We start from the raw sequence: 22,320 nt of genomic DNA, 5'->3' as shown, positions 1-22,320 counted from the left end.
TTGATTGTGTTGAGTGAGCCAGGCGCTGCACGCCCGGCGTGCTTCATTTGCTGCATCACGTCTCGAACAGCCCCGCGCCGACATACGAACCCGGCTTCGCGCCCGGCGGCACGACGAAAATCGCGCTGCCGACGTGAGTCGTGAACTGGTTCATCATGTCGAACTTCGCGAGCCGGTCGTTGATCGGGATGAAGCCGGTGCGCGGGTCGCTCTGGTGCGCGATGAAAATCAGCCCCGCGTCGTACTCGGTTTCCTGGCGCCACGGCGGCCAGCGCTCGATATAGAAGTTCGTGCCTTCGTTGTACGAATACGAGCGGCGCAGAATCTGCACGCCGTTGTTGCTCGCCGGATTCGACAGACGCACGTGCGAGTTCTCGGGGATCACCGGGTTGCCGTCCTTGTCCTCGGCCTTCAGATCCACCGCGTCGAATTCATGCTTGCTGCCGATCGGCGCGCCGCTGTACTTATGGCGGCCGAACACCTGTTCCTGGAAACCGAGCTCGGTGTTGTCCCAGTGTTCGAGCGTGATGCGGATGCGGCGCACGACCGTGTAGGTGCCGCCTTCCATCCACGGCGCGTCGTCGGTGGCGCGAGCCCACACGAACTGGTTCATCAGCTCAGGCTTCGCGGTCGACGGATTGTTGGTGCCGTCCTTGAAGCCCATCAGGTTGCGCGGCGTCTGAGCGCGCGGACCGGACAGAAAACCGGCCTGGCCCCAGCGCATCGCGGCGACGCCGTAGGCACGGCGCGTCAGTTGGCGTACCGCGTGAAACGCAACCTGCGCGTCGTTCGCGCACGCCTGGATGAACAGGTCGCCGCCGGTCTTCTCCTTGATCAACTGATCGCCGTTGAAGCGCGGCAAATCGACGAGCGCGGCGGGGCGGCGCGACGCGAGCCCGTAGCGGTCCTTGCCGTCCTTCGTGAAGAGGCCGGGGCCGAAGCCGAACGTGATGGTCAGACCGTTCGGGCCGAGGCCCAGCACGTCGCCGGAATCGGGGGCGGCCTGGTCGCCGCCGCCGTCGCCGGCGGCCAGCGCGAAGGCCGTGCCGCCTTGCGTCAGGCGCGCGGCTGCTTCGGTCCACGTGCGCAGCAGGGCGATCACTTCGTCGCGCTTGTCGGTGGTCAGATCGAGCGCGGCGACGTAGGTGTGGCTCTGCTGCGGCGTGACGATGCCGCCTTGATGCGGACCGTAGAACGGCTCGGCCGCGAACTGCGGATCGGCGTTCTGGGCACTATGCGCGGGCGCCTTCGCGAGCGCGGGCGGCGAGGTCGCGAGGCCCGCGCCGAGACTCGCGCCGGCGGCGACCGCCGCGCCCCCCGCCTTCAGGAAGCCGCGTCGTGACGGCCGTGGGGGGTGATCGTTTGTCATGGTTAGTTCACCTTCTTGAAACCTGCGTGGGTGCCGCCTACTTCGCGAGCACCAGTGTGTTCACGTCGTCTTCGACGTAGTAGAAGCCGTCGCCTTCCGGCGTCATCGCGATACCGAACAGGTCGCCGTTGCCGGGGGGCGATTGCGCCTTGTCGGTATCGATCCAGCGTGCGTACAGCTGCTTGCCGGTCGCCGGATCGATCTCGACGACCTGGCCGTTCAACGCGTTGGTCACCAGCAGGTGGCCATTGGGCGCGGTGACCATCGCGAGCGGACGATGCAGCAGGCCGTCGGCGGTCAACTGGCGGCCGACGCCCGCGCTGCTGTCGCGCGTGAGCGGATCGTCGATCTCGGTGATGCGGTTGCCGATCGCGTCGGACACGTACAGCAGTTTCTGATCGGCCGACAGCGCGAGGCCGGTCGGCCCGACGAGGAACACGCCCTTGTCGGCCTGCGCGCCGAAGCCGCTGCCGATCACGGTTTCCTGCTTCACGACGGGCGGCTTGCCTGCCGGCACGTCGAGGTCGAGGCGCAGCACGGTGGCCTGCTTGAACACGGGCGGATTGCCTTGCGCGTCGCCGACGCCGAAGCCCGCGTTGCTGACGAACAGCGTTGCGCTCGTGCCGTTGTCGACGACCGCCATGTTGCCCCACGGATCGTTGATGTTCGGCGTCGAGATCGTCGACGCGATCTTGCCTTGCGGGTCGATCACGATCAGGCAGCCAGCGCCCTTGGTGCCGGTCGTGCCGTCGTTGCTCGGCGTGCTGCCGACGATCACCCAGCCCGACTTCAGCATCGTCATCGCGGTCGACAGGCCGATGCCGCCCGGGCATTCCTTCAGATCGCGCGGCACGGTCGCGAACACCGTCATCTGTCTGGTGTCCGGGTGATAGTTGATGATCGTGCTGCCGGTGCCCTGCAGGTTCGTCGAGTTGTTGAAGTTGCCGACCAGCACGTCGCCTTTCTTCACGGTGCCCGCGCTGACCGGCGCGACCACGAGCGCGTACGGATTCTGGTCGCCGTTATCCGGCACGGTGTTGATCAGCGTCGTGTGATGCTTGATCGTTTCAAGGAAGCCTTGCGGCTCAGCCTGCGCGCTGGCGGCCATCGTGAGAGCGGCGGCGCCGGCCATCGCGGCGAGCAGGGCTCGCGCGGCGCGCGCCGCAAGCTTGCGCGTGAGTTGATTCACGATTGGGCCTCCGTGCGGGTGCACAAAGCGGGAGTGGCGGTGACGATAGAAAGCATGGGAAGTGCTGGTCCGGTTGCGTGGGGTGGCATGTGCTTGCGAGGATGAAAGCGCGCGGCGGGCGGCGTCAGAAGTTGATATTGGTCCGCATACCGACGACGAAGGTGTTGCGCAGCGGCTGCGTCGGGTCGTTCGGGTTCTGGCCCGCACCGGCGTTGAACGTGTATTGCGCGTCGGCCTGCAACTGCCACCACGGATTGACCTGATATTGGTAGGTCGCCTCGAGCGTGGTTTCGCTGGTGCGCACGCCGTAGGGGCTGCCGTTGAATGCCAGGAAGTCCTTGTCGAGTCCGTTCACGTGACTGCCGACCTTGATGTAGGTCAGCGCGAGACCGGCGCTGTCGTTGTCACGGCCCTTGAACGGCGCCTTCAGCACGACGCCGAGGTTGGCCGCGACTTGCACGAGGTTGCGGTCGCCCGGCGCGCCCATCACGCGCGCGAACACGCCGAGACTGCGTGGTTCGTCGGAGTCGGGGCGCCACACCATCTGATCGGCGACCGCATAGAAGCTGTAGTTGCCGCTGTGATTCGCGGGAATGCCGGTCGACGCCGGATTCGCGAGCGACAGCCCCATGTTGTCGTAGCGCTGATCGGCGAACTTGTTGGTGTTGTACCAGACGCCGAGCTTGTAGGTGCCCGGCAGACCGCCGCCGCCCATGCCGACCATTTCGCCTTCGGCCGGCTGGTTGATCGAGTACTGCAACTCGCCGATCCACAACGCGCCGTTATGCAGGTTGAAGTTCGTGCCGCTCATGTTGTCCGGGTCATTGCCGAGCGGGTCGCCCGAATACACGCCGGCAAGCGCGGTCAACGAAGGGGTGATCTGGCCGCGCACGCGCACGCCGAGACCCGCGAGCGGATAGGCGGGACCGCCCGACGGCATGTCGTACGAGGGCAGCGCGGGCCAGCCGAACATCGTGTTGAGGAACAGGGCCGCATACGTGCTCGTGATGAATTCCTGGTCGAGACTCTGCTGACCGATCTTCACGTCCACGCGTTTGTTCAGGAACGATTGCTGATACCAGAGCTCCCACAGACGCGTCGCGTCGTCGGCCTCGATGCCGCTCGCGGTATTCAACGTGCCGAGCTTGTTCGCGCTCAGGTTCGCTCCGTGAATTTGCAGTGCGCTGACGTTGAAGAGGCCGCCCGGCAGGCCGAACGCCTTTTGCGTATCCATCTGCAAGGTCGCGGTGGTCAGGCCGTCGTAGTCGACGCCGCGCGCGAGACCGCCGCGCAGATTGGCCAGCACTTCGCTGGTTTCGGTCAGCGTGAAGGTCATGCCGTACTTGCCGAGCCACGGACGCAGGCCGCCCATGTCGCCGAGCAATTGCTGGCGGTTCCAGAGGCCCGTCCACTGGTCGGTTTGCGTCGCCTGAATGTTCAGGTCGGCCTCGGGCGCTTCCGGGTTCGCATCGGGATTGGCTTCGGCCAGCGCCGCGTGGCCGCTCAACGAGGCACATGCGAAGGCCGTGCACAGTGCGACGCGCCGCATCGAAGGCAAACGCGTACGATGAGTTGCGCCGGGACCTGCGCAAGCGTCGCAAACCGGACGCGCATTGGCACGCGATCCATTGAGTTGGGCGAACTTCATCGAAATCCTTATGAGTGTTGTTTCGATCGATGTGATCAATCTGCGACTGCCTGGCGCGACATCGCGTGTTGTCCCAGGCTGCCAAAGCGGCTGATGGCGTGATCGTACGCAGGCGTATTGCGGCAGTCAACACAAATGAGAACGATTCGCAACAATATTACTGGCATGTAATTCCCGGATTTACGGACTGCGTCTAAACTTTATGAGGACGTAAACAGATATTCATTGGCGCGTAATGAAAATGTATTGATGTAGTCAGGCACGAACGTGCGAAACGGCGAGGTGTCGAAGCGCACGAGTCACCCCGAAAGTCAAAGTAAGGAGGTAGAGATGGGCAAGCGCATTCTTCTGGTTTCGTTGCTGGTGAGTGGTGGTCTGTTGCTGGGCGGCGCAGCGCGCGCGCAGTTGAATCTGAAGCAGTTCGGCATCGGCGGGGGCGGCGATAGCGCGGCGGGTGCCGGGGCGTCGTCGGGCGGCGTGTCGCAGTTGCTGCAGAGTTACGTGGGCGCGAACCAGCAGGTGCTGAGCGGACAGTCGAGCCTCGCGTCGGCGATGGGCATGACGAGTGCCGCCGGCCAGGCGCAGCAGGCGGCGGGGCTGCTCAGCGGCGGCACGCCGTCGGTCAGTCAGTTGACGCAGGTCGGCAGCACCCAGCAGTCGCTGTCGCAGAAGCTGACCGATGCGTTCGCGAATCATGCAAGTGGCGGCGCGTCTGCGACGCCGGTCAACAAGGAAGCGTTCACGCAGGGTCTGTCGTCGCTCGGCAAGGGTGTGAGCCAGTATTCGAGCTTGCAGTCGGGGCTCGGCAGCCTCGGTCAGATGAGTCCGTCGTCGCTGCTGCAATCGGGCCTCAATCCGCAGACCGCGCAAAGCGCTTCGTATATCGCGCAATCGGCGCCGGGGCAGTTGCAGTCGCTGATGTCGACGCTGAGCTCGGCCGTGCAGTTCGCATCGAGCCACGGCATCACGGTGCCGTCGATCGCGACCTCGGCGTTGAAGGGGTTGTAGGCGCGTTTTCGCTTCGTCCCGCGCGCGGTCGAGTCAGCGCCGAAAGCCGCTATGACCGCGTCGAACCCGCAACCCAACCGGAATTCCGCCGATGTCCCACACCATCAATCTGGAAAGCTACTTCGCCCGGATCGGCTATCAGGGCCCGCGCGCCGCCACGCTCGACGTGCTGCGGGCGATTCACCGGCTCCATCCCGCCGCGATCCCGTTCGAGAACCTGAACCCGTTGACGCGCCGGCCCGTCAGGCTCGAGCTCGAAGCCGTCGAACGCAAGCTCGTGACCGAAAAGCGCGGTGGCTACTGCTTCGAGCAGAACATTCTGTTCGCGAACGTGCTGATGCAACTCGGCTTCCGGGTCACGCCGATGCTTGCGCGCGTCGTGTGGGGCCGCGACCCCGGCACGATTGCGCCGCGCACGCATATGGTGCTGCGCGTCGATATCTCCGGCGACGCATGGATCGCCGACGTCGGCTTCGGCGCCGTGACGCTGACCGCGCCGCTGCGGCTGACCGCCGGCCTCGCGCAGCCGATTCCGCTCGGCACGTTCCGTCTCGCCGACGCGGGGCGCGACACCGTCTATCTCGAGGTGCTGGCGCCGGACGAGAGTTGGACCCGCGTTTATCACGTCGATCTGCGCGCAGTCGAGTGGATCGACTACGAAACCTCGAACTGGTACACGTCGACGTCACCGGATTCGAAGTTCGTTCATAACCTGCTGGCGTGCCGCGTGTTGCCCGAACTGCACCTGGCGCTATTCAACGATCAGTTCAACGAGCGCGACGCACGAGGGCGGATCGTCAACGAACGGCGCCTCGCGAGCGCCGCCGAACTCGCCGACTGTCTGCGTGAGCGTTTCGGCTTGAATCTGGAGGACATCGATATCGCCGACGTGTTCGAGCGCGTGCGCACGCGCGATGAGGCCGCATGAGCCGACCGCTCGAGGGAGCCGCGATGGTCGCACGTCTGATCCTGCAATCGCTGGCGTGGCTGGTTTTCATGGGCGTGCTGCTGTTCGGCGCGGCCGGCACGCTCGCGTGGCCGGCCGCGTGGTGGTATCTGTTCGAGCTGGCGGTATTGAGTCTGTGGCTCGGCTTGTGGCTCGCGCGTCATGATCCCGCGCTGCTCGCGGAGCGGCTCGCGCCGTTCGTGCAGGCGCAGCAGAGCCGCTGGGATCGTGTGTTCATGGCCGCGATCGGGGCCGCGTGGTGCGGCTGGCTGATCCTGATGGGTTTCGACGCGATGCGGTTTCGCTGGTCCGCGCCGCTGCCGTCGTGGCTCATGGGCCTCGGCGCGTTGTGCGTGTTCCTGTGCATCTTCACGTGCCGGTTCGTGTTTCGCGCGAATAGCTATGCCGCACCGGTGGTCAAGATTCAGTCGAGCCGCGGGCACAAGGTCGCCGACACCGGGCCCTACGCGTACGTCCGTCATCCGATGTACGCGGCCGCGCTGGTGTTCTTCGTCGGCACGCCGCTGATGCTCGGCTCGTGGTGGGGGCTCGTGGCGCTGCCCGTGATGGCGTACGGGATGGGCTGGCGCGCGGTGCGCGAGGAGCGGCTGCTCGCCGGGCAGCTCGACGGCTACACCCAATACATGGCTCGTGTGCGTTACCGTTTCGTGCCGTTTATCTGGTAGCGCGTTCCGGCCGTCTTCCAGCGTCGAACCGGGTAAGATTGGGCCCGGCCGTCGGAGAACCGGCCACGGTGTACCTCATGTACCACCGGCGAACCACCGATGAGGTTTGGAGTGAAAACAACGACACAGGCGCGTATAGCGCCCGCCGCACAGGCCGGGCAGAAACAGCATTCCGCCGAACGCGATCGCGATCGCGACACGCCGGTCAAGGCGATGCCCGCCTACGAGCAGATCAAACGCTACGTGCTTCAGCGCATCAGCGAAGGCGCATGGAAGCCGGGCGGGCTGATCCCTTCCGAAACGGAACTGGTCAAGGAGTTCGGCGTCGCGCGCATGACGGTGTCGCGCGCGCTGCGCGAGCTGACCGCCGAGCGCGTGCTCACGCGCGTGCAAGGCTCGGGCACCTTCGTCGCGCCGCAGCGGTATGAATCGACGGTGCTGGAGATCCGCAATATCGCCGATGAAATTGCCGCGCGCGGTCATCGTCATTCGGCGCGCGTGCTGACGCTCGAACCGAGCGACGACGCCGACGCGCTCGAAGCGCTCGGTCTCGCGAACGGTCCCGCGTTTCATTCGTGCATCGTGCACAGCGAGGAGGGCGAGCCGATCCAGTACGAGGACCGCTTCGTCAATCCGAAGGTGTTCCCTGAATATCTACAGCAGGACTTCTCGGTCGAAACGCCGAATCACTACATGGTGCGGCTCGCGCCCGTGCAACGCGCCGAGTTTCGCATCTACGCGCAAAAGCCCGACGCCCATGTGCGGCGTCATCTGATGATGGATATCGGCGAGCCGTGTCTGCTGCTGTGGCGGCGCACGTGGGTCGGCGAGAACGTCGCGACGTCGGTGCGGCTATGGCATCCGGCGTCGCGTTTTCATCTGGCGGGGACCGTCTAGTACGGTTTCTGAAGCGCGCGTTATCCCTGGCGCTGCGAGGTATTCGGCGAAAAGCGGCAGCCGAGCCGGTAGCGCGAACCCGGATGCACGAAACGCGCGAACGTCACGGCGACGCCGCCCGTCCATGTGCGGCGCGTCAGCGTCAGGCACGGCTCTTCGGCGTGAATGTCGAGCAGCGCTGCTTCGGCAGGCGTCGGCAGCGCCGCGTCGACCACGTGTTCGAGATCGTGCATCGGCACGACCGTCAGCAGATACTCGGACGGCTTCAGCGCCGAGAAATCGTGCTGCAGAAAATCCGGCGCGACGACCGGATTCACATAGCGATCTTCGAGTTGCACCGGCAGACCGTTCTCGCGATGCACGCAGATCACATGAAACACCGAAGCGCCCGGCGCCAGCCCCAAGGCGTTCGACACCGTGACCGACGCGGTCTCGCGCTGCAACAGCACCATATCGCAGCGATAAGCGTGGCCGCGCGAGCGGATCTCGTCGCCGATATGGGCGATCATCAATAGCGTGGACTGCGGCTTGTTCGGCGCGACGAAAGTGCCGACGCCCGATAGGCGCGTGACGAGCCCCGCGTCGGCGAGTTCGCGCAGCGCGCGGTTGACCGTCATGCGCGAGACGCCGAGCGTCGCGACGAGGTCGAGCTCCGAAGGCAGACGGTCGCCCGCCTGGCGTTCGCCCGAGCCGATGATCTGGCGAACGTGCTGTTTGACCTGCTCGTAGCGCGCGGCCGGCGCTTCGTCGCTGCCGCGCGCGATTTTGGCCGCGGCGCTGGCCGCGCTGGCGGACGATTTGCCATGAGGCTTGTTGCGAACGGTGGCGCTCATAGGGGCGGGGTGTCGTCGGGGCCGCGCGTCCAGAACGCATTGCGGTCGAAGTAGTTTTGCAGAAACTGCCGCAGACGCGGCTGCGCGGCATCGTGAAACACGTCGCGCGGTTTGCCCTGCACGGCGATGCGGCCTTGATCGATGAACACGACCTTGTCGGCGACCTGCGCGGCAAAGCCCATTTCGTGCGTGACCACGGCCATCGTCATGCCGTCGCGCGCGAGCTGCTTCATCACCTGCAGCACCTCGCCGACCAGCTCCGGATCGAGCGCCGAGGTCGGTTCGTCGAACAGCATGATGTGCGGCTCCATCGCGAGTGCGCGCGCAATCGCGACGCGTTGCTGTTGACCGCCCGACAGTTTCGCCGGATACGCGTCGCCCTTGTGCGAGAGGCCGACCGTCTCCAGCATCGCGCTCGCGCGGCGGCGCGCTTCGCCGTGCGACAGGCGCCGCACGCGCAGCAGCGCCTCCATCACATTGCCGAGCGCGGTCATGTGCGGCCACAGGTTGAACTGCTGGAACACCATGCCGACGTTGCGGCGCACGCGGTTGATCTCGCCCTGCGAGGCGCGCACGCGTTTGCCGTCGCGCTCGGTATAGCCGAGCAGTTCGCCTTCGATGCGCACGTCGCCGTGATCGTAGGTTTCGAGCGCGGCGAGGCAGCGCAGCAGCGTGCTCTTGCCCGAGCCCGACGGCCCGATGACGCAGACCACTTCCGAGCGCGCGATCTCGAGATCGACACCGCGCAGCACCTCGACATCGCCGAAGCGTTTGCGCAGATCGCGCACCTCGATCAGCGGCGCGACATTCGATGCGTTCGCCGTTGCGCTGGCGGACGGCGCGGAAGATTGCGCGGGGGAGGACATGTCGGCGATGGCGTTCATAGGTGTTCCGGAATCATGCCATGAAGCGTGCGAGGCGGGCTTCGGCCCACATGCCCGCGCGCGAGGTCAGCTCGACTAGAGCGAGATAGCACACGCACAGCACCAGCAGGGTTTCGACGAAAGCGAAGGTGGCCGAGCCGATGCCGGTCAGCACGAACGTCAGTTCGGGCACCGTGACGATCGACAGCACTGCCGTTTCCTTGCTCAACACGATGATCAGATTGGTCAGCGCGGGCACGATCAGCACCAGCATCTGCGGCGCCTGGATGCGCAGGATCGCCTGCCAGCGCGTGAGTCCGAGACACGCCGCCGCTTCGAGATGGCCTTTGGGCACCGACTGGAAGCCGGAGCGAAACGCCTCGGCGAAATACGCGCTGCCGTAGAGACCGAGGCCGACGATGCCGGCCGTCATCGGTTCGAGCGTGAGACCGATGAACGGGCCAGCGTAGTAGAGCAGAAACAGCTGCACGAGAAACGGCGTGCCGCGCAGCAGCTCGATGTAGACACGCAACATGGCGCGCAGCCAGCGTCCGCAGAACAGTTGCAGCACCGCGATCAGAAAGCCGATCGCGAGACCGATTGCGACGCCCGCTGCCCAGCTGGCAAGCGTCGTCGCGAGGCCGGCGGCGATCGGCTGCAGGTTGTGCGTGATGACGGTCGGGTCGAACGTTTGCATGGCGAGGTTCGCTTAAACGTGAGTCGATTCAGGCGTGCTGCAAACGGTGTTCGGCCGCATGCGCGACCAGCGCGAGCGAACCGCAGATCACGAAGTAGATAAGCCCGGCCGCGACATACGCTTCGAGCGGCCGGTAAGTGCTCGCGGCGATGTTCTGCGCGGTGCGCGTCAACTCGGCGACGCCGACCACCGAGATCAGCGAAGAAGCCTTGATCAGCAGCACCATTTCGTTGACGAGCGACGGCAGCGTCAAACGGAATGCTTGCGGCACCAGAATGCGCCGCAGCGTATCGAGCGGGGAAAGCCCGAGCATGCGCGCGGCTTCGAGATGTCCGGGCGGAATGCTCAGAAAACCGCCGCGCAGAATTTCGGCGATATACGACGCGGAGCACAGCGACACCGTGCTGATCGCGGCGACGATCGGCGACACGTTGATGCCGGCGAACGGCAGCAGGTAGTACACGAGCAGCAGCTGCACGAGCATCGGCACGCCGCGAAAGAAGAACACGTAGGCGCCGCCCGCGAGGCGCGCGGCGCGATGCTGCGACAGCCGCGCGGTGCACACGCCGATGCCGACGAAGAATCCGATCACGAGCCCCGTCAGCGAAATGCCGACGGTGGCGAGCGCCGCATGCAGCAGCAGCGGCAGGCCCTGAACGAAGACGGTCGTGTTGAACATGGGTCGCGGCCGATGGAAGGGGAAGGGCGACGCGCGCCGTGCTACGGCGAAACGATTGCACGATGCGGGACGCCCACGTTGAAGACGCTCAGTAGTTCGGCGTGGGCATCGTGGACGGCATCTCCATCGCGACACCGAACCACTTTTTCTGCAACGCGGCGAGGCGGCCATCCTTCTGCATCTTCACGAGCGCTGCGTTGAACGCGTCGGCGAGCGGTTTGCTGTCGGCGTCCTTACGCAATGCATACGCGAAGTACACCTTCGCGCCGAACGGCGGCTGCACGACCGCGAACATCTCGGGGCGCTGCTTCGCGACATACGCGATGTTGGTCATCGAGTTCGCTGCCGCGGCGATGCGGCCCGCCGCGAGGTCCGCGTAAGCCTGATTGTTGTCGACGTACTCGCGAATTTCAGGCTGCTTCGGCAGCGTGGCCGCGTAGCTCTTCAACTGGTCCAGCTGCGCGGTGCCTTTGCCCGCGCCGACCGTCTTGCCCGCGATATCCGACGATTGCTTGATCGACGCATCGTTCGCGCGCTTGAGCAGCGCGTCGGTCGCATCGGCGACGGGCAGCGTGTACGTGTAGCGTTCCATGCGCGCCTTCGTGACCGTCAGCGGGCCACCGACCATGTCGAACTTGCCCGCTTCGAGACCGGGCAGCACACTCGGCCACGGCAGATCGATGAAGCGCACCTTGACGCCGATTTCCTTGCCGATCTGCGCGAACAGCTCCTTGTTGAAGCCGGCTTGCTGACCGTTCTCGAGAAAGTCGAATGGCGCGAACTGCATTTCGGTGCCGACCACCAGTTCGCCGGCTTTCTTCACTTTGGCGAGCTGGTCTTCGGCGTGCGCGGCGACGCTTGCCGCGCACAGCGCCAGCATGACCAGACGACATTTCCAGCCTGCAAGGATACGCATGGGGTTCTCCGGGGGCGAATTGGTGTTGGGTCGCCGGCGTGTCGAAGTCTTCGTTAGGACCCGCCGCGCCGGCGGCGCGATGCGGGCCTCGCTGGGCAGTATATACCGCGTTTCCGGCGAAAAATAAATGCTCGCTTGAGTAGAGAAAAGCCCTGATCTCGAGGCGTGCGAAGCAACTTGCGGCGCTGCTTTTGGCGGTATATACCACTGCAATACCGATCCTCGAAGGAGCCGCGCGATGGCCGTGACCCGCATTCCGATCATCGATGTCGCCGGCGTGCGCGCGGGCGATCAGCAAGCGCTCCGACGCGTCGCGAAGGAAATTCATGAAGCCTGTACGACGATTGGTTTTTTCTACATCGTCAATCACGGCGTGCCGCAAGCGAAGATCGATGCCGCCGCGCAGGCCGCGCGCACTTTCTTCGCGTTTCCGGTCGACACGAAACGACGCGCGGCGGTCAATCATCGGCATCGCGGCTTCAATGCGCTTGGCGACGCGACGATGTATCAGGCGAAGCGGCCCGATTACAAGGAGTTCTTCAGCATCGGACTCGAACTGCCGGAAGACGATCCCGACGTGCTGGCGGGCCAGGCACTACGCGGGCCGAACAATTGGCCGGACTTCATGCCCGGGTTGCGGCCGGTGCTGTATGACTATTACGAAGCGGTCGGCGCGTGCGGGGCCGATCTGCTGCGCGCGGTCGCGGTGAGTCTCGGCATCGAAGAAAATTTCTTCGCGCCGCGCTACACGAAGCGCATGCAGCGCACGCAAATGGTCTACTACCCGCCGCAGCCGCCACAGTCGGACGAAGATCAGTTCGGCGTCGCGCCGCACACCGACTACGGCTGCATCACATTGCTGTGGCAGGATCAGGTCGGCGGCCTGCAGGTGCGCGAAATCGCCAACGATACGTGGGTCGAGGCGCCGCCCGTCGAAGCCAGCTTCGTCGTGAACGTCGGCGATCTGCTCGCGCGCTGGACCAACGACCGCTTCCGCTCGACGCTGCATCGCGTGATCAATGCATCGGGGCGCGAGCGCTATTCGATCGCGACGTTCTACGATCCGACCTACGGCGCGCTCGTCGATCCGCGTGAGCTCGGCGCGAGCGACGCGCAAAGCAAATATCAGCCGGTCGCCGCGGGCGACTATATCCTCGGCCGCATCAACGATTCGATGGGCTACCGCAAGAAACTCGCCGCTACCGCACAGTAAGGACCTCCTGCATGACAGAACCGAGCATCACCGACGACAAGACGACCCAGACCGCAACCCCGACCGCAACCGCACCGCTCGCGACGACACTCGAGGCCTTGCGCGCCGCGCTCGGCGTCGACGCGGTGCGCGTCGGCGAACAGATCGGCGAACGCGCGCTGACGGACTGGACGCGCCACGAGCCGACGCGTCCGGCGGCGCTGCTGATGCCGCGCACGACCGACGAAGTATCGCGTGCGCTCGCGATCTGCCACGCCGCGCATCAGCCGGTGGTACCGCAAGGCGGTATGACCGGACTCGCGGGCGGCGCGATCGCGCGCGCCAACGATATCGCGTTGTCGCTGGAACGCCTGAGCGGCGTCGAAGAGCTCGACGCGGCGTCGGCCACACTGACCGTACGTGCCGGCACCACGTTACAGGCCGCGCAGGAAGCCGCCGAAGCCGCGGGCTTCGAACTCGCGCTCGATCTCGGCGCGCGCGGCTCATGCCAGATCGGCGGCAATCTCGCGACCAACGCGGGCGGCAATCGCGTGATCCAGTCCGGCACCGCGCGCGACCAGGTGCTCGGGCTCGAAGTGGTACTCGCCAATGGCGACGTGCTCAGTTCGCTCGGCAAGATGGTCAAGAACAACACCGGCTATGACCTGAAGCACTGGTTCATCGGTTCGGAGGGCACGCTCGGCGTGATCACGCGCGCGGTGCTGCGGCTGCATCCGCGGCGTGCGGCGCGCCATACGGCGCTCGTCGCGCTCGACGATTACGATGCCGCGGTGAGCCTGTTGCGCCGTCTCGCGACGCGCTTCGGCAACGACGTCGGCGCGTTCGAGATCATGTGGCCGGACTTCTACGATTTCGGCGTGAAGCTGACCGGCGCGCGCTCGCCGTTCGACGCCGCGCATCCGCTCTATGCGCTGATCGAACACGCGGGCTTCGATGCCGACGACGCTGGGGAACGTTTCGCCCAGGCGCTGACCGATGCGCTGCAAACGGGCGCGCTGCGCGACGCGGTGATCGCGCAATCGGTCGCCGATGCGCGCGCGCTATGGGCGATCCGCGAATGCACCGCGGAGTTTCCGCTCAAGCTCGATCCGATCAACTTCGACGTGAGTCTGCCGATTGGCGAGATCGGCGCGTTCGTCGACCGTTGCCGCGCGGCGCTCGATCAGCGCTGGCCCGGCAACCAATCGTATTTTTTCGGGCATATCGGCGATTCGAATCTGCATCTGACCGTGGATGGTCATTCGATTCCGGGCGTCGAACATCACGCGGTCTATGCGTTCGTCTACGAGATGCTGAGGCCGTTGCGCGGGTCGGTGTCGGCGGAACATGGCATCGGTTCGCTGAAGCGCGAGTTCCTGCCGATTTCGCGCTCGCCGGCCGAGCTTGCGGCGATGGTCGCGATCAAGCGTGCGCTCGATCCGAACGGCATTTTGAATCCGGGCAAGCTGTTCTGAGTTTCGATGAGAAGCAAATCAACGACTTCTGCCTCGCGTGCAAGTCCGCCATATTTTCACGATCAGCACATAAAGAACGATCGTCACAATCAGATCTATGGCCCGTCATTGCGGCGATGTAAAGCAGTTCATAGTCGGCCACTTCGACACGCCGGCTGCTATCAAAATCTCTTGTTTTATGCCTGGCCTTATTGTCCGAATGCGTGGCGCATCGGCAATGCAGCCGTGTCAATGCGCATTCAGATAGCCGACGATCAACGGATAAACATCGACCGCCGCGTTCTTGCCGAAGATGCAGTCGATATGCCCATACCCTGGGATCAGATGCCGCTCGTACGGCTGCTCGGGGAAGCGCTCGCGCAGCAGGTCGTAAGTGCGCGCGGTGCTGACCGGCAGATAGGTTTCGTTCTTCTCGCCGTGAATGAAGCCGATCGGCAAACGCATGCCCTCGAGTCCTTTCATGCCGTCCGCGCCGGTCAGATACACGTCGTCGCCGCGCGCATCGACGACCTGGCCCGCGCGCACCATCGTGGCCAGATGCTGGAACACGGCCATGTCGTGAATGCCGAACAGTTCCTGCAGGTTCGCATGCAGCGCCTCGTTCAGCTTGTCGTGCTCGTAGAGCAGGCCATAGAGGAACGTCGCGCGATGACAGATCGGATTGCCGCAGCCCTCGCCGTGATCGAGCGGATAGAGACGCAGCGCCTCGTCGAACAGGTTCGCGGGCCACGAATCTTCCTGCGTATAGGCGGTGAGGTCGCGTATGCGCAGATGCTGCATCAGGTCGGGAATATGCAAGCCGGCCTTGATCCGTTGCAACGTGCCCGGCACCGGATGCGCGGACACCTGCGAAATCACCGCCGAGCGCACGCCGTCGAGTCCATGGAGAAGCGACATGCTGAGCGCGAGGCCGCCCAGGCAGTGGCCGAGTACCTGAATGTTCGGCGCGCCGGTCACTTCGCGAATCTTCGCGACGGCGGCGGGAATGTCTTCGCGCGCGACTTTGTCGACGTTGGTCGGCACGAGCACGCTCGGCAGTTCGATGCTGACGCGCAGATCGACGAGCCACACGTCGTAGCCCGACCCGTACAGATATTCGACGAGGTTGGTCGGTATCAGATCGGTCGAGAAGATGCGGCTCGATACGCCCGAGCCGTGGATCAGCAGGATCGGCTTCGCGGCTTTGCCCGCGGCCGGATTGCAGTAGCGCGTGAGCTTGAGCCGCGTGCGGTCGGGTGTGTCGAAGTACGTGACCTGCGGCGCCGGCGCGCGCAGCGTGCGTTTCGCGCGCGGCGGTATGTATGGATCGTAGAACTGCAGCGGCGCGGCCACGCCGCCGTATTCGGTGAACAGCACGCCCGCGAAGAACTTGCCGAACTTCAGCGTCCATTCGAGGCGCGTCTTCAGGTCGGGCGCGTGTGTGACTTCGAGCGTGCGTTGCTGCTTCAGGAAGTTTTCGGGCGTGATGATCAGCGTCGCGGTGCCGACGACGGGCGCATCGTCCTGCGCCGCGGCGCGAATCTCCGCATACAGCGTGTTGGTCTGCTCCCACAGGTTGATCGGCGACGTGCGCGTGATGATCTTCTTGCCGGTCAGATACCAGGTGTTGCCTTCGACCGCGTCGAGCGTCATCCGGTAGTTCATGTTGCGTTCGTCGACGTCGGATTCGTCGACGACGAACAGGTTGAACGTGCCGTCGCTGATCGTCAGCGGTTGGGCGGACAGGGCGGGGCAGGTCAGTGTGCCGGCGGTGCGCGCGAGGTGATTCGGGTTGCTCAGCATGTCGGCGAGATCGTCGGACTCGACCGTCAGCGTGAATTCGATCGGGCTCTTCGCGGCTTCGCCCGCCACGCTGGGCGTGTAGGTGCCGACCATCGTCTCGGTGAAGCGCAGGCCGATCTTCTGTGCGGGCGGCGCGGCGGCGGTGCCCTTCGACATGTAGTCGATCGACCAGTCGTGCGCTTTGGCCAGTAGCGCGCAATTGCGCTCTGCGAGCGCGGAGATGGTCAGGAGCGGATTGACGCCGAGCGACATCGGCATCACCGCGCCGTCCATCACGTAGAGGCCGTCGTGCACCGCGACGCCGACCGTGCCGCTGAACACGCGGCCCAGATGATCGACCACGCCATGCGCGGCGTCCTCGCCCATGCCGCAGCCGCCGAGCGGATGCACGGTGACGGTGCGCCGGCCGGCGATCTTCGTCGAAATCGGGTTGCGCAGATATTTGCCGCCGAGCGGTTTGGTCGCCTCGATCAGCACGTTCTCGATGCTCTGGAAGATCGGCTGGCGTCCCGCGTTTTTCCATTCGATGCGCGCACGGCCTTTGTCGCCGACCGTGATGCGGCCGCTTTCGTCGTCGTGCGCCATCACGAGGTAGCTTTGCGTGTGATTCAGCGCACCGTGGTACGGGCCGCGGATCAGGCTTTCGAGCGCACGCGCGTCATAACTCATGCGCTCGAGCAGCGACGGGGCTCCAGCCGCATCCACGCCTTCGAGCGGCGCGACCGCGCCGAGCATGCCGACGAGCGCCTCGCCGACCGCACCGGCCAGCGAGCCTTCCTCGATCACATAGCCGTCCTTGACGTTTTTCTCGTCGGCGCGATTGTCGATCAGGCCGGTGATGGTCGGCCCGACCGGCGGAATCTGCCCCGGCTTGTGCTCGCCCCAGCCGACACCGTTGATCGTGTCGCTGGTGTTGTACGCGAAGGCGAGCACGTCGCCGTTGCCGGTGAAATGCTGGCCGAGCATCTCCGACGTGCTCAAGCCCGCATCGCGCGAGCGCAGCAGCAGCGCGGTCGAGCCGATCGTGCCCGCCGCGACGATGACGACATCGGCCAGCACGAACAGATCGGGCGCGTCGTAGCTTTCGCGGCCGAGCTTCACGAGCTGGAAGTTGACCTTCCATTGCTGCGTGTCGGGATCGCGCAGCACCGAATGCACGGCCGTGCCGGTGAAAATCTGCGCGCCGTGGGCGACCGCGTCGGGCAGATAGTTCATGTGGGTCGAATTCTTCGCGTCGTAGTTGCAACCGGAGTTGCAATCGCCGCAACCGACGCAGCGCTGCTGCTCGACGCCCGCCGCGTTCGGACCGTCCTTGAACGTGACCGTGATCGGCGGACGGCTGAAGCGGTCGGCCATGCCGAGCGCCCGCGCCGATTTTTCGAGCGCCTGCAGCTTCGGCAGCGGCGGGAAGTCGTCGGGCACCGGCGACGGTGACAGCATTTTCCAGGCGAGCGCATAGCCGTCGTCGCGTCCGGCTTGGTCGGCGCGCAGCGCGGCCGGCCAGCGCGGGTCGTCCCACAGGCGCGGATCGGCTTCCAGCGCGACGTTCGCATTGATCAGCGACGTCCCGCCGAGCCCACAGCCCACCACCGCGTTGACGTCTTCATTTACGTGCACTTCGATCAGCGCGAGCGGCGAACCGATCTGCGCCTCGGCCGTGTTGTACTGGATCTGCTCGACGCCCTGCACGGGCGTGCGCGGATACTCGCCGGCCATGAATTCGCGGCCGCGCTCGAGCACGCACACGCGACGGCCCGCGCGCGCCATGCGGCTCGCGGCGATCGCGCCGCCGTAGCCCGAGCCGATCACGACCACCTCGTAATGCCGTTGCAGCGCCGTCGGCGCGCTCGATAAGCGGTTCATCAGGACCACCTCGTCTGGAATCGGATGCGGGGAACGGAAGCTCGACTTCGGAACAAAGACGGCGTGCTGGGGGAGCTTTTTTATCGTAGGCGGAATATCGGCGCAAAAAAAGCGCGCCGTGGAGGGCGCGCCGAAGTCGTAGCGTGCGACGTTCAGGGCGGCACGCCCGGCCGTACGGGCATGCGCACTTATCGCGCTTCTTATGTGGCCTGTTGGTTATCCGAACTATTACGCGGCCACTTCATGGAATTCGCTATCGCTCGATTCCGCCGCGAGCAGATTCAGCGCAACCAGAATCGCCGCGCGATTGTCGATGTCGATCTCGATGCCGAGCGCGTCGGTGAGCCAGCGGCCGAGCTTGGTGTTGGAAAATTCCTCGGCGCCGGCCGTCTTTTTCATGGTGACGCCGAGTTTGACGGCGCGATAGTGATAAGAGGGCACCCGATGCCGAGCCGCGACCGCCGAAAGCCCGCCTTTGCCTTCGGAGCACCAGCCGAGGCTGCCGGCCAGCACGATCCGCTCGGGTTCGTCGAGCCCTTCGATGAACTCGCGTGTCGCGCGCCGCACGCGCTGTTCGTCGAGGCCGTATTGCAGCAGCACGCTTTCCACCGGGTCTTCGAGCGCGTGCGCGTGCAGATCGATTTCCTGCGCGACGCCCTCGGTCTCCATCGACACATTGCGCTGATGGCACGCGCTGCGCAGGCAGTCGATCAGATAGCGGCGGAAATACGCGCATACCGCGTAGCTATTGGACGGTGCGCTGTCGGCGCGCGCGTTCGTTTCGGTGTGGCCGGGCGCGAGGCGCAACACCTTCGCGTAGATGAACTGAGCGACCAGTTCTTCCTTGTCCTCGCCGAGCGCCTGCAATTCGAGCGGGTGGTAGGTCCGCAACGCGCGCTTGACCAGTTCGACCATCGACACCATTTCGTCCGCTGAGAGCCGGGTGCGCCTGCGCCATAGATCGGGGAGGATCGCGTCGTCGAGTTGGCGGGCGAACTCGTAGCTCGGGACTGCGCCCATGGAAAACCTCCGTCGGTTGGCAGGGAGCGCGGCGAGCCGCGGCGCGTGGGCCGCGAGTCGAGGGAAGGTGGCTGAAATGCCGCGCTGAAACGTGAATGCAGTATGGTTCGCGGCAAGGCCGTCGCCTATATGGATTAAGTGTTAGCCGATGGGTAAACTGCCGGGTAAACCTTCTGATGGATTGCTGACGATTCGTCTGAAGAGCGCGCATTCGCCGTAGAATAGACCGCGCGGGCGGCGCGTTCGGTCGCCCGATTCGACCCGCGGTTGCCACGAAGTGCCAGAGCGCCGCCGCTTCGTCAGTGTTTCGTCTCAACGAAGTTGCCATGCCCGCGCGATAAAGCTGCGTGGGATCGGCGTAAGCGCTAAAGCGCTCACGCCGATCGACAGAGGAGACCGCCCCATGCGGGCCGACCCGATCCAGCGTGCCATCGACGAAGACCTCGTGCGCGTGCTTTACGCGCAGGATCCGATCGCGTTCTTTTCGCACTGGTTTTCGATCGCGGTGCTGGTGGCGATCTACTGGCCGCATGTGCCGGCCCCGCCGCTGTTTATCGCGTGCTTCGTTTTTTATGCGCTCGCCAATTGCGCGGGCCTGGCGCTGTGGATTTGCAATCGCCGCTATCCGCAGCTCGTCTCGCCGCGCGACTGGATCTATCTGCACGCGCTGCGCGGCGTGCTCCTCTATAGCGGGCCGGGCTTCGCGGTGTGGTTCGCGTTCCAGAGTCCGCAAACCGATCTGCCGTTATTGCATACCGTACTGCTGGTGACGCTCGCGGCCGGCGTGTTCATGTCGAATGGATTCGATCTCCTCAATTTTTCGACCTCGATTCCGTTTCTGCTGCTGCCGTCGATCGTGCTGCATTTCGGCTCGCATACGTTCGATCGCACGATTCTCGCGATCGTGCTCGCGTTCTTCTTCTGCGCGATCAACGTCTACGCGATGAGCTATCGCAAGCTGTTTCGCCAGGTCGTGCAGGCGCGTGTCGATCAGCAATACCTCGCGGAATCGCTGGCCGCGCAAAAGCGCGTCGCCGAAGAAGCGAGTCTCGCGAAGACGCGCTTTTTCGCGGCGGCAAGCCACGATCTGCGTCAGCCGCTGCATGCGATCGGCCTGCTTGCGGCATCTCTGAACGATCCGGCGGCGACGCCCGCGCAGCACGCGAAGACGGCCGGGCACATCGTCTATAACGTCGAGGCGCTCAATCAGCTGTTCAACCAGGTGCTCGATCTCGCGCGGCTCGAAAGCGGCGTGACCCAGGTGATCCGGTTGCACTTCCGGCTCTCCGAACTGTTCGACCGGGTCGGTAGCCAGTATCGTCCGCAGGCCGCGGCGAAGGGGCTCGCGCTGCGCATCGCGCCTACGACGATGGTCGTCTACGACGATCCGGTGCTGCTCGAACGCGTGTTGAGCAATCTGCTGTCGAACGCGGTGCGTTATACGGAGCAAGGCGCGATCTGGCTCGGCTTCCGGCGCGCGGGGCGACAGAAGGGCGGCTATATCGAGGTCCGCGATTCGGGCGTCGGCATTGCGCCGCAAGAGCACGAGCGGATTTTCGAGGAGTTTTACCAGGTCGAGAATCCGCAGCGCGACGCGCGTCAGGGGCATGGGCTCGGGCTGCCGACCGTCAGGCGGCTCGTCGGCCTGCTCGGCGGCGAGTTGCAGCTGCGCTCGGCGCCGGGGCGCGGCTCGGTGTTCCGCTTTGCGGTGCAGGCGGGTGACGCGAGCGGCATCGTCGCGAGTCTGAACGATTCGGTCGCGGGCGGCCCGGCGGCGCAGGGGCGGCGCGTGCTGTGCATCGACGACGAACCGTCGATACTCGAAGGCCTCGCGAGTCTGCTCGAGCGCTGGGGCTGCGACGTGCGCGGCGCGCGCGACGAAGCCGGCGCGCTCGCCGCGCTCGCGGACGGCTTCGTGCCCGACGCGGTGCTGTGCGACTACCAGCTCGCCAATCACCGCACCGGCGCGCAGGCGCTGAGCGCGATACGGGGCGTGCTTGCGCGGGAGGGGCACGGCAAGGTGGTGACGCTGCTGATCACCGGCGATATGGCGTCGGCGGAGCTGACGGCGCTCGCGTTGCAGGGGATTCCGGTGCTGCACAAGCCGGTGACGCCGGCGCGCTTGCGGCGCACGCTGGAAATGCTGTGGCAGCAGGCGGAGCTCGATCAGGGGCGGCCGGCGGGTGCGGTGGTGTTGGGGGGCGGAGCGGCGGACGACCCAGCGCCGTCGCCCGCCGCGGCCGGCTCGCCGCAAGCCGAAGCGGGCTCAGGCGCGCAAAGCGAAACGCAGCCTTAGAGGCTGGAAACCAAGACGGGTTGGGCTTGCGGCGCAGCACAAAGCGCTACAACGTCTTCCCGGCCTCCAGCCATCCATTGATTACGGCGATCGCCGTCGACCGGTTATGCACACCAAGCGCCCGAAAGATCACCGACAGATGCACCTTCACCGTGCCTTCGGCGACGCCGAGATCGCGCGCGATCATCTTGTTGGTCCAGCCGCGATGCACGAGCCGCATGATGTCCTGCTGACGTGGTGACAGGTTCTCCAGCAGATGCTGCTGATGCGGCTGCAGCGACGGTACCTGCGTGACCGGTTCGAGCTGCGGGACGGTGCCGGGGCCCGGTCCGCGGACGGCTTGCGCGGCGGCGCCCGGGGCCGGCACACGTGCCGATCCATCCGCATCGGTGCTCGCCCGCGTCTCGCGCGAGCCGAGCAGACTCAGCGCTTCCATCGGCACATAGGCACCGCCGGACAGCACCAGTTCGATCGCCTTCAGCATCACGCTGGCGGGCTGGCGCTTGGGGACGAAGCCGAGCGCGCCGGCCGCGAGCACCGCGCGCATCTCGTCGGGCGACTCCTCGGCGGACAGCACCACGACCGGCAGCGCCGGATTCGCCTTCAGCAGCGTTTCGAGCGACCTCGCGCCGCTCATGCCCGGCATATGCAGATCGACGATCGCCAGATCGTGATTCGCGTCGGGGCGCGCGGCGGTCGCAAGGGTTTCCCAACTGTCGGCTTCGTCGAACTGGGCGTCGGGATCGAAGCCGCGCAGCATGCCTTTGACGCCTTGCCGGATCAGTTCATGGTCGTCGGCTACAAGAAACTTCATGATGTCTCCGCGAGTCGAGCCCGTCCGTTGAGGGCTGCCGCCGTTGCACATGCCGCAGTTGCAGGCTGCGCAGTTGCGCTGCGACGCGCGTGGCCGGCTGCCGGCATCGCTCGATGCGCTTCGTGATGTTAAGGCAGGTCTCCCGCG

The 22,320-nt window shown here is 65.3% G+C and carries 18 protein-coding genes; 7 read left to right on the top strand and 11 right to left on the bottom strand.

What is annotated here, in order from left to right:
- Positions 1 to 55: 55 nt before the first annotated feature.
- The 3 genes from efeB to OKW27_RS15710 form a co-directional block, all read right to left on the bottom strand.
- Positions 56 to 1,369 (bottom strand): iron uptake transporter deferrochelatase/peroxidase subunit, encoded by a 1,314-nt coding sequence (gene efeB / locus OKW27_RS15720; protein WP_429334037.1) that lies wholly within the window; start codon positions 1,367 to 1,369, stop codon positions 56 to 58.
- A gap of 37 nt (positions 1,370 to 1,406) precedes the next feature.
- Complete coding sequence (locus OKW27_RS15715; protein ID WP_221307775.1) at positions 1,407 to 2,501, bottom strand: hypothetical protein; 1,095 nt, start codon at positions 2,499 to 2,501, stop codon at positions 1,407 to 1,409.
- 181 nt (positions 2,502 to 2,682) lie between these two features.
- Entirely contained in the window at positions 2,683 to 4,206 is a 1,524-nt protein-coding gene (locus OKW27_RS15710; RefSeq protein WP_184068383.1) for a carbohydrate porin, read from the bottom strand.
- Positions 4,207 to 4,536: 330 nt separating this feature from the next.
- Between OKW27_RS15710 and OKW27_RS15705 the strand changes: the two genes are divergently transcribed.
- The 4 genes from OKW27_RS15705 to hutC (OKW27_RS15690) all read left to right on the top strand — a co-directional run bounded on the left by OKW27_RS15705 (position 4,537) and on the right by hutC (OKW27_RS15690) (position 7,743).
- The gene (locus OKW27_RS15705; RefSeq protein ID WP_429334036.1) at positions 4,537 to 5,214 is read left to right on the top strand and encodes a hypothetical protein; all 678 of its coding nucleotides are present in this window, start codon (positions 4,537 to 4,539) and stop codon (positions 5,212 to 5,214) included.
- A 91-nt stretch (positions 5,215 to 5,305) separates the two neighbouring features.
- Positions 5,306 to 6,142 (top strand): arylamine N-acetyltransferase family protein, encoded by an 837-nt coding sequence (locus OKW27_RS15700; RefSeq protein WP_429334035.1) that lies wholly within the window; start codon positions 5,306 to 5,308, stop codon positions 6,140 to 6,142.
- Positions 6,143 to 6,165: 23 nt separating this feature from the next.
- Positions 6,166 to 6,846 (top strand): methyltransferase family protein, encoded by a 681-nt coding sequence (locus OKW27_RS15695; protein ID WP_429334614.1) that lies wholly within the window; start codon positions 6,166 to 6,168, stop codon positions 6,844 to 6,846.
- A gap of 111 nt (positions 6,847 to 6,957) precedes the next feature.
- Positions 6,958 to 7,743: a histidine utilization repressor gene (hutC, locus tag OKW27_RS15690; RefSeq protein ID WP_429334034.1), complete on the top strand. Its 786-nt coding sequence runs from the start codon at positions 6,958 to 6,960 to the stop codon at positions 7,741 to 7,743.
- A gap of 20 nt (positions 7,744 to 7,763) precedes the next feature.
- Here the strand turns inward: hutC (OKW27_RS15690) and hutC (OKW27_RS15685) are convergent, their stop codons facing one another.
- The 5 genes from hutC (OKW27_RS15685) to OKW27_RS15665 form a co-directional block, all read right to left on the bottom strand.
- Positions 7,764 to 8,576: a histidine utilization repressor gene (hutC, locus tag OKW27_RS15685; protein WP_429334033.1), complete on the bottom strand. Its 813-nt coding sequence runs from the start codon at positions 8,574 to 8,576 to the stop codon at positions 7,764 to 7,766.
- Positions 8,573 to 9,460, bottom strand: a complete 888-nt coding sequence (locus OKW27_RS15680) for an amino acid ABC transporter ATP-binding protein (protein WP_429334032.1) — start codon at positions 9,458 to 9,460, stop codon at positions 8,573 to 8,575. The genes hutC (OKW27_RS15685) and OKW27_RS15680 overlap by 4 nt, the downstream gene beginning before the upstream one ends.
- Positions 9,461 to 9,473: 13 nt before the next feature.
- On the bottom strand, positions 9,474 to 10,136 hold the full coding sequence (locus OKW27_RS15675) for an amino acid ABC transporter permease (RefSeq protein ID WP_429334031.1): 663 nt from the start codon (positions 10,134 to 10,136) through the stop codon (positions 9,474 to 9,476).
- A gap of 28 nt (positions 10,137 to 10,164) precedes the next feature.
- Complete coding sequence (locus OKW27_RS15670; RefSeq protein ID WP_018420800.1) at positions 10,165 to 10,815, bottom strand: amino acid ABC transporter permease; 651 nt, start codon at positions 10,813 to 10,815, stop codon at positions 10,165 to 10,167.
- Positions 10,816 to 10,903: 88 nt separating this feature from the next.
- On the bottom strand, positions 10,904 to 11,731 hold the full coding sequence (locus OKW27_RS15665) for a transporter substrate-binding domain-containing protein (RefSeq protein ID WP_090806118.1): 828 nt from the start codon (positions 11,729 to 11,731) through the stop codon (positions 10,904 to 10,906).
- A 238-nt stretch (positions 11,732 to 11,969) separates the two neighbouring features.
- On the opposite strand from OKW27_RS15665, the gene OKW27_RS15660 reads away from it, so the two are divergent.
- Together OKW27_RS15660 and OKW27_RS15655 are read left to right on the top strand one after the other, a co-directional pair.
- The gene (locus OKW27_RS15660) at positions 11,970 to 12,944 is read left to right on the top strand and encodes an isopenicillin N synthase family dioxygenase (RefSeq protein WP_429334030.1); all 975 of its coding nucleotides are present in this window, start codon (positions 11,970 to 11,972) and stop codon (positions 12,942 to 12,944) included.
- Positions 12,945 to 12,955: 11 nt separating this feature from the next.
- Positions 12,956 to 14,398, top strand: a complete 1,443-nt coding sequence (locus tag OKW27_RS15655; RefSeq protein WP_429334029.1) for an FAD-binding oxidoreductase — start codon at positions 12,956 to 12,958, stop codon at positions 14,396 to 14,398.
- A 228-nt stretch (positions 14,399 to 14,626) separates the two neighbouring features.
- On the opposite strand, the gene OKW27_RS15650 is transcribed toward OKW27_RS15655, so the two are convergent.
- Together OKW27_RS15650 and OKW27_RS15645 are read right to left on the bottom strand one after the other, a co-directional pair.
- The gene (locus OKW27_RS15650; protein ID WP_429334028.1) at positions 14,627 to 18,043 is read right to left on the bottom strand and encodes an alpha/beta fold hydrolase; all 3,417 of its coding nucleotides are present in this window, start codon (positions 18,041 to 18,043) and stop codon (positions 14,627 to 14,629) included.
- Positions 18,044 to 18,271: 228 nt separating this feature from the next.
- Positions 18,272 to 19,063 (bottom strand): hypothetical protein, encoded by a 792-nt coding sequence (locus OKW27_RS15645; protein ID WP_429334027.1) that lies wholly within the window; start codon positions 19,061 to 19,063, stop codon positions 18,272 to 18,274.
- Between the two features lie 403 nt (positions 19,064 to 19,466).
- Between OKW27_RS15645 and OKW27_RS15640 the strand changes: the two genes are divergently transcribed.
- Positions 19,467 to 21,359: a hybrid sensor histidine kinase/response regulator gene (locus tag OKW27_RS15640; protein WP_429334026.1), complete on the top strand. Its 1,893-nt coding sequence runs from the start codon at positions 19,467 to 19,469 to the stop codon at positions 21,357 to 21,359.
- A 46-nt stretch (positions 21,360 to 21,405) separates the two neighbouring features.
- On the opposite strand, the gene OKW27_RS15635 is transcribed toward OKW27_RS15640, so the two are convergent.
- The gene (locus OKW27_RS15635) at positions 21,406 to 22,173 is read right to left on the bottom strand and encodes a response regulator (protein ID WP_429334025.1); all 768 of its coding nucleotides are present in this window, start codon (positions 22,171 to 22,173) and stop codon (positions 21,406 to 21,408) included.
- Between the last annotated feature and the right edge of the window lie 147 nt (positions 22,174 to 22,320).

Origin of the sequence: Paraburkholderia sp. 35.1 (assembly GCF_050436525.1) — a bacterium.
Classification (GTDB): domain Bacteria; phylum Pseudomonadota; class Gammaproteobacteria; order Burkholderiales; family Burkholderiaceae; genus Paraburkholderia; species Paraburkholderia tuberum.
This window is presented reverse-complemented; position numbering and strand designations above follow the sequence as displayed.

What these genes read in the sequence shown, in the direction of transcription:
- efeB (WP_429334037.1), bottom strand. Translation starts at nt 1,369, where the DNA reads ATGACAAACGATCACCCCCCACGGCCGTCACGACGCGGCTTCCTGAAG.
- OKW27_RS15715 (WP_221307775.1), bottom strand. Translation starts at nt 2,501, where the DNA reads ATGGCCGGCGCCGCCGCTCTCACGATGGCCGCCAGCGCGCAGGCTGAG.
- OKW27_RS15710 (WP_184068383.1), bottom strand. Translation starts at nt 4,206, where the DNA reads ATGAAGTTCGCCCAACTCAATGGATCGCGTGCCAATGCGCGTCCGGTT.
- OKW27_RS15705 (WP_429334036.1), top strand. Translation starts at nt 4,537, where the DNA reads ATGGGCAAGCGCATTCTTCTGGTTTCGTTGCTGGTGAGTGGTGGTCTG.
- OKW27_RS15700 (WP_429334035.1), top strand. Translation starts at nt 5,306, where the DNA reads ATGTCCCACACCATCAATCTGGAAAGCTACTTCGCCCGGATCGGCTAT.
- OKW27_RS15695 (WP_429334614.1), top strand. Translation starts at nt 6,166, where the DNA reads ATGGTCGCACGTCTGATCCTGCAATCGCTGGCGTGGCTGGTTTTCATG.
- hutC (WP_429334033.1), bottom strand. Translation starts at nt 8,576, where the DNA reads ATGAGCGCCACCGTTCGCAACAAGCCTCATGGCAAATCGTCCGCCAGC.
- OKW27_RS15680 (WP_429334032.1), bottom strand. Translation starts at nt 9,460, where the DNA reads ATGAACGCCATCGCCGACATGTCCTCCCCCGCGCAATCTTCCGCGCCG.
- OKW27_RS15675 (WP_429334031.1), bottom strand. Translation starts at nt 10,136, where the DNA reads ATGCAAACGTTCGACCCGACCGTCATCACGCACAACCTGCAGCCGATC.
- OKW27_RS15670 (WP_018420800.1), bottom strand. Translation starts at nt 10,815, where the DNA reads ATGTTCAACACGACCGTCTTCGTTCAGGGCCTGCCGCTGCTGCTGCAT.
- OKW27_RS15665 (WP_090806118.1), bottom strand. Translation starts at nt 11,731, where the DNA reads ATGCGTATCCTTGCAGGCTGGAAATGTCGTCTGGTCATGCTGGCGCTG.
- OKW27_RS15660 (WP_429334030.1), top strand. Translation starts at nt 11,970, where the DNA reads ATGGCCGTGACCCGCATTCCGATCATCGATGTCGCCGGCGTGCGCGCG.
- OKW27_RS15655 (WP_429334029.1), top strand. Translation starts at nt 12,956, where the DNA reads ATGACAGAACCGAGCATCACCGACGACAAGACGACCCAGACCGCAACC.
- OKW27_RS15650 (WP_429334028.1), bottom strand. Translation starts at nt 18,043, where the DNA reads ATGAACCGCTTATCGAGCGCGCCGACGGCGCTGCAACGGCATTACGAG.
- OKW27_RS15645 (WP_429334027.1), bottom strand. Translation starts at nt 19,063, where the DNA reads ATGGGCGCAGTCCCGAGCTACGAGTTCGCCCGCCAACTCGACGACGCG.
- OKW27_RS15640 (WP_429334026.1), top strand. Translation starts at nt 19,467, where the DNA reads ATGCGGGCCGACCCGATCCAGCGTGCCATCGACGAAGACCTCGTGCGC.
- OKW27_RS15635 (WP_429334025.1), bottom strand. Translation starts at nt 22,173, where the DNA reads ATGAAGTTTCTTGTAGCCGACGACCATGAACTGATCCGGCAAGGCGTC.